Source organism: Promicromonospora kroppenstedtii DSM 19349 (assembly GCF_000515355.1).
GTDB lineage: Bacteria > Actinomycetota > Actinomycetes > Actinomycetales > Cellulomonadaceae > Promicromonospora > Promicromonospora kroppenstedtii.
In genome coordinates, this window is sequence record NZ_KI911656.1 from 1,139 (window position 1) to 6,223 (window position 5,085).

General features: G+C 72.8%; 6 protein-coding genes. All 6 read right to left on the reverse strand.

The window, feature by feature from the left end:
- Positions 1–394, reverse strand: a 394-nt coding sequence (whiA, locus tag PROKR_RS10675) for a DNA-binding protein WhiA (protein WP_036962989.1), incomplete at its 3' end; no start/stop codon positions are given.
- Between the two features lie 80 nt (positions 395–474).
- Positions 475–687, reverse strand: a complete 213-nt coding sequence (locus PROKR_RS10680; RefSeq protein ID WP_036962991.1) for a hypothetical protein — start codon at positions 685–687, stop codon at positions 475–477.
- A gap of 167 nt (positions 688–854) precedes the next feature.
- Complete coding sequence (locus tag PROKR_RS10685; RefSeq protein WP_051432868.1) at positions 855–1,865, reverse strand: gluconeogenesis factor YvcK family protein; 1,011 nt, start codon at positions 1,863–1,865, stop codon at positions 855–857.
- Complete coding sequence (gene rapZ, locus PROKR_RS10690; protein ID WP_036962993.1) at positions 1,862–2,800, reverse strand: RNase adapter RapZ; 939 nt, start codon at positions 2,798–2,800, stop codon at positions 1,862–1,864. The genes PROKR_RS10685 and rapZ overlap by 4 nt, the downstream gene beginning before the upstream one ends.
- Before the next feature lie 19 nt (positions 2,801–2,819).
- On the reverse strand, positions 2,820–4,799 hold the full coding sequence (uvrC, locus tag PROKR_RS10695; protein ID WP_036962994.1) for an excinuclease ABC subunit UvrC: 1,980 nt from the start codon (positions 4,797–4,799) through the stop codon (positions 2,820–2,822).
- A gap of 82 nt (positions 4,800–4,881) precedes the next feature.
- On the reverse strand, positions 4,882–5,085 hold a 204-nt coding region (locus tag PROKR_RS10700; protein WP_036962995.1), incomplete at its 5' end, for a hypothetical protein.

A 5,085-nucleotide genomic window follows, 5' to 3' on the forward strand; every position in this document is an offset into this window, starting at 1 on the left:
CGCGCCACACGGCCTCGGCCTCCTGCACGCCGGCGGAGACGACCTCGGGGGCGAGGCCGCGCACAGGGCGGCCACGGGCGTCGAGCAGGCCGGTCTGGCGGGCCAGCGACTCGCCCTCGCGCACCACGCGCACCACGAACCGGGAGCTCTTGCGCAGGCCGCCGGCCTGCACCACGATGAGCTCGCTCGTGTGCCCGTACAGGTCATGGATGGCGTGCCTCAGGCGCGTCGCGGCCGACTCGGTGTCGAGCTCCGCCTCGATCACGACCCGACCGGAGATGATGTGGAGACCACCCGAGAAGCGCAGCGTCGCGGAGACCTCTGCCTTTCGGCAGGACGTCTTCGCCACCCGCACCCGCGCGAGCTCCTCCTTGACCTGTCCCGTGAGCGCCATGGCGTCATCCTGCCATGGTCATGTACGGGTTAACCCGGTGGAATCGCGGAAACTCGGGCGAATTGTCCCGGCGTGTCGCATCATGAGGTCGGTCCGACTGCGCCCGTTGCGGCCCCGGGCCGCGGGTCCTGGGCGGCCTGCGGCGTGATCCCCCGGGCGTCCAGGATCGGGCGTACGCCCTCGGCGAACCGGTAGGCCTCCTCCAGGTGCGGGTGCCCGGACAGCACGAGCTCGTCGAAGCCGGCGTCGTGGCACCTCGCGACCAGGTCGGTGACCTCCTCGCGGCTGCCCACCAGCGCGGTCTCCCGCCGCCCCGGGCAGGCTCGCGAGCCGGACGTCGTGGTGCACTGCTGGGCGGCGCGCTTGGCACATTATTTCTGGCGCGCGGACACGGCCAGGTCCCACGTGGCGAGCAGCACCGCCGTGCCCGCACGGTCCGGCGTGCGGGTGGCCGGACCGGTCAGACGTCGCCGTAGACGCCCTCGAAAACGTCGCGGTAGGCCGCGGCCAGGCGCAGCCCGTCGTGCCGGGCGGTGTCGTCGCCGCGGCGCACCTGCCGCATGATCACGCGCGCCCCCATGGACGCGGCCGCGGCCTCCAGGGCCGCGACGTCCTCGACGGCGGACGGGTCGGCCAGCACGGCATCGATCCGCAGGCCGGGCGCGTGCTTGTGCAGCGCCTCCAGGTGGTCGACGGCGGTCAGGCCCTCGGTCTCGCCGTTCTCCGCCGACAGGTTGAGGGTGACGCAGCGCCGCGCCTTGGTGACGTGCAGGGCGTCCGCGAGAGCGGGCACCAGCAGGTGCACCAGCACGGACGAGTACCAGGACCCCGGGCCCAGGACCACCCAGTCGGCGTCGAGCACCGCCTGGACGGCCTCGGGCGAGGCCGGTGGGTCGGCGGGGAGCAGCCGGAGCTGCTCGATGCGACCCTCGGTCACGGCGACCCTGCTCTGCCCGATCACCGTCTCCAGGGGCGCCTCCGGGTCACCGGGAGCGGAGGCGTGCCGCACGTCGGCCTCGACCACGAGCGGCACCGAGGCCATCGGCAGCACGCGGCCGCGGGCGCCGAGCAGGCGGCCCACCCAGTCCAGGCCCTCGACCGCGTCGCCGAGCAGCTCCCACAGCGCCACGATGAGCAGGTTGCCCATGGCGTGGTTGTCCAGCTCGCCCGACGACGAGAAGCGGTGCTGCAGCATCGCGCTCCACGTGCGGCCCCACTCGGAGTCGTCGCACAGGGCAGCGAGCGCCATCCGCAGGTCGCCCGGGGGCAGCACGTCGAGCTCGTCGCGCAGCCGGCCGGACGATCCGCCGTCGTCGGCCACCGTCACGACGGCCGTGAGGCGGTCGGACATGAGGCGCAGCGCGGACAGGCTCGCGGACAGGCCGTGGCCGCCGCCGAGGGCGACGACCGACGGGTTCTTGCTCCACTCCGGTGCCGGGACGTCGGGCACCCCCGGGGCGTGCGGGATCATTCGCGGCCCAGGTCCCTCGCCGAGACGGAGACGAGCTGCCCCCGGGCGCGCAGGCGCTCGGCGATGGCGTCCGACATGGCGACGGACCGGTGCTTCCCACCCGTGCAGCCGACGGCGATGGTCACGTAACGCTTCTCCTCGTTGAGATAGCCGGCGAGCACCGGGGCCAGGGCGTCGACGTACCGGTCCACGAACTCCACGGCGCCCGGACGGGCGAGCACGTAGTCGCGAACTGGCTGGTCACGCCCGGTCAGGTGCCGCAGCTCGGTGATCCAGTAGGGGTTGGCCAGGAACCGTACGTCCACCACGTGGTCGGCGTCCAGGGGGATGCCGTACTTGAACCCGAACGAGATCACGTTGATGCGGAGCTGCTCGGTCGCGTCGTGCGCGAGCCAGGCCCGGATCTCCCGCGCGAGGTCGTGCACGGACAGGTCGGAGGTGTCGATCCGCAGGTCGGCGCGCTCGGCCAGGGTCGCCACCACGGAGCGCTCCTCGGCGATGCCGTCCAGGATCCGGCCGTCGCCCTGCAGCGGGTGCGGGCGGCGCACCTGCTCGAAGCGACGCACCAGCACCTCGTCGGTCGCGTCCAGGAACAGGATCCGGTAGGCCACCCCCGCCTCCGACATGTGCACGAGCACCTTGTCGAGCTCCGAGAAGAACTCCCGGCCGCGCACGTCCACGACCACCGCGACGCGCTCGATGCTGGAGCCCTTGGCCATGAGGTCGACCAGGGGCACGAGCATCATGGGCGGCAGGTTGTCGACGACGTACCAGTCGAGGTCCTCCAGCACCGCGGCGGCGCGGGACCGGCCGGCGCCGGACATGCCGGTGATCACCAGGACCTGCGGTTCGCTGCGCTCGGGGGTGTGCGTGGCGGCCTCGACCGCGGCGATTCCCTCGGGGGCCGTGGTGGGCGACGGCTCGGTGTTGCTCATGGCACCAAGCATGCCAGCGTCAGGCCTTCAGGGCGGCCACGACGGCCGCGGCCGTCGTCGTCCCCATCCCCCGCACGCTGGCGATCTCCTCGACGCTGGCTGCCTTGAGCCGCTTGAGCGAGCCGAAGTGGGTCAGCAGCACCTTCTTGCGCGCCGGGCCGAGCCCGGGGACGTCGTCGAGCACGGAGGCGGTCATTCCCTTGCTGCGCCGCCTGCGGTGCTGCGTGATGGCGAACCGGTGCGCCTCGTCGCGGACGCGCTGCAGCAGGTACAGGCCCTCGCTGGAGCGCTGCAGGATGACCGGGTAGTCCTCGCCCGGCAGCCACACCTCCTCCAGGCGCTTGGCGAGGCCGCAGAGGGCGACGTCGGTGATGCCGAGCTCGTCCAGGGCGCGCTGGGCGGCGGCGACCTGGGGCGGGCCGCCGTCGACCACCACGAGGCTGGGCGGGTAGGCGAACCGTGCCTTCTCCTCGGGTGCGTCGGCCGCGACCTCGCCGCCCGGCAGCGGGCCGGGCAGGTCGGCGCCGGCCGGGTCCTCGCCCGCGGAGATCTCGACGTCGTTCGACTTGAGCCGGTCGGCGAGGTAGCGCTTGAACCGGCGCGTGATGACCTCGTGCATCGCCTCGGTGTCGTCGCGGGCGCCGTCGCCCTCCGAGCCGCGGATGCTGAACGAGCGGTACTCGCTCTTGCGGGCCAGGCCGTCCTCGAAGACCACCATGGACGCCGACTGGAAGGTGCCCTGGGTGTGCGAGATGTCGTAGCACTCGATGCGCAGGGGCGCCGAGTCCAGGTCCAGCGCCTCCTGGATCTCGCGCAGCGCCTGGCTGCGGGTGGTGAGGTCGCCCGCGCGGCGGGTGCGGTGCAGCATCAGCGCGTGCTCGGCGTTCTTGCGGACCGTCTCGGCGAGCTCCTTCTTGTCGCCGCGCTGCGGCACGCGCACGTCCACGCGGGAGCCGCGCAGGCCGGTGAGCCAGGCGCCGACCTGGTCCAGGTCGGGCGGCAGCACGGGCACCAGCACCTCGCGGGGCACGGCGTCGCGCGCCTCGGGGCCCGTGGTCTCCTCCGCGGAGCCGTAGACCTGCTGCAGCAGGTGCTCCACGAGCTCGCCGTCACTGATGTCCTCGACCTTCTCGACCACCCAGCCGCGCTGGCCGCGGATGCGGCCGCCGCGCACGTGGAACACCTGGACAGCGGCCTCCAGCTCGTCGCCCACCAGCGCGAACACGTCGGCGTCGGTGGCGTCGCCCAGGACCACGGCGTTCTTCTCGGTGGCGCGGCGCAGGGCCTCGATGTCGTCACGCAGGCGGGCGGCCTGCTCGTACTCCATCTCGGCGGCGGCCTCCTGCATGCGCTTGGTCAGCCGGCGCTCGAACTTGGCGGTGTCGCCCGCCATGAAGTCGCAGAAGTCCAGCACCAGGGCGCGGTGGTCCTCCACGCTGATGCGGCCCACGCACGGCGCGGAGCACTTGTCGATGTACCCGAGCAGGCAGGGCCGCCCCGACTGGCCCGCGCGCTTGTAGACGCCGGCCGAGCAGGTGCGGATCGGGAACACCCGCAGCAGCAGGTCGAGCGTCTCGCGGATGGCCCAGGCGTGCCCGTACGGGCCGAAGTACCGGGTGCCCTTGCGCTTGGCGCCGCGCAGCACCTGGGCGCGCGGCACCTCCTCGCCCAGGGTGACGGCGAGGTACGGGTACGACTTGTCGTCCCGGTACTTCACGTTGAACCGCGGGTCGTACTGCTGGATCCAGGTGAACTCCAGCGCGAGCGCCTCGACCTCCGTGCCCACCACCGTCCACTCGACCGACGCCGCGGTGGTCACCATCCGCTGCGTGCGCTCGTGCAGGTGCGCCACGTCCTGGAAGTAGTTCGCCAGGCGCTGACGCAGGTTCTTCGCCTTGCCCACGTAGATGACGCGGCCGTGCTCGTCGCGGAACCGGTAGACACCGGGCGACGTCGGGATCTCTCCCGCCTTGGGCCTGTAGGTAGCTGGATCCGCCATGGCACAAACCTATGCGTTGCCACTGACAACGCGGAGCGCGCGGGCGGCGTCGGCCACCGCCCGCGCGCGGTTCGGCGCGCGCTCAGCGCTCGACGATGCCGTCCGCGGTGACGGAGACGGCGACCGGGTCGCTCAGCACGAGCCGGCGCGGGTTGTCCCCCGGGTCGACCTCCACGAACGCCCGCACCTCGTAGTCGCCCTCCGGCAGCTCGGTCTCGTACGTCGTCATACCCCCGGCCTCGGGGCCTGGCACGCAGTGCGACAGGAGGCCGGCCACCGCGTCGAG

What these genes read in the sequence shown, in the direction of transcription:
- PROKR_RS10685 (WP_051432868.1), bottom strand. Translation starts at nt 1,865, where the DNA reads ATGATCCCGCACGCCCCGGGGGTGCCCGACGTCCCGGCACCGGAGTGG.
- rapZ (WP_036962993.1), bottom strand. Translation starts at nt 2,800, where the DNA reads ATGAGCAACACCGAGCCGTCGCCCACCACGGCCCCCGAGGGAATCGCC.
- uvrC (WP_036962994.1), bottom strand. Translation starts at nt 4,799, where the DNA reads ATGGCGGATCCAGCTACCTACAGGCCCAAGGCGGGAGAGATCCCGACG.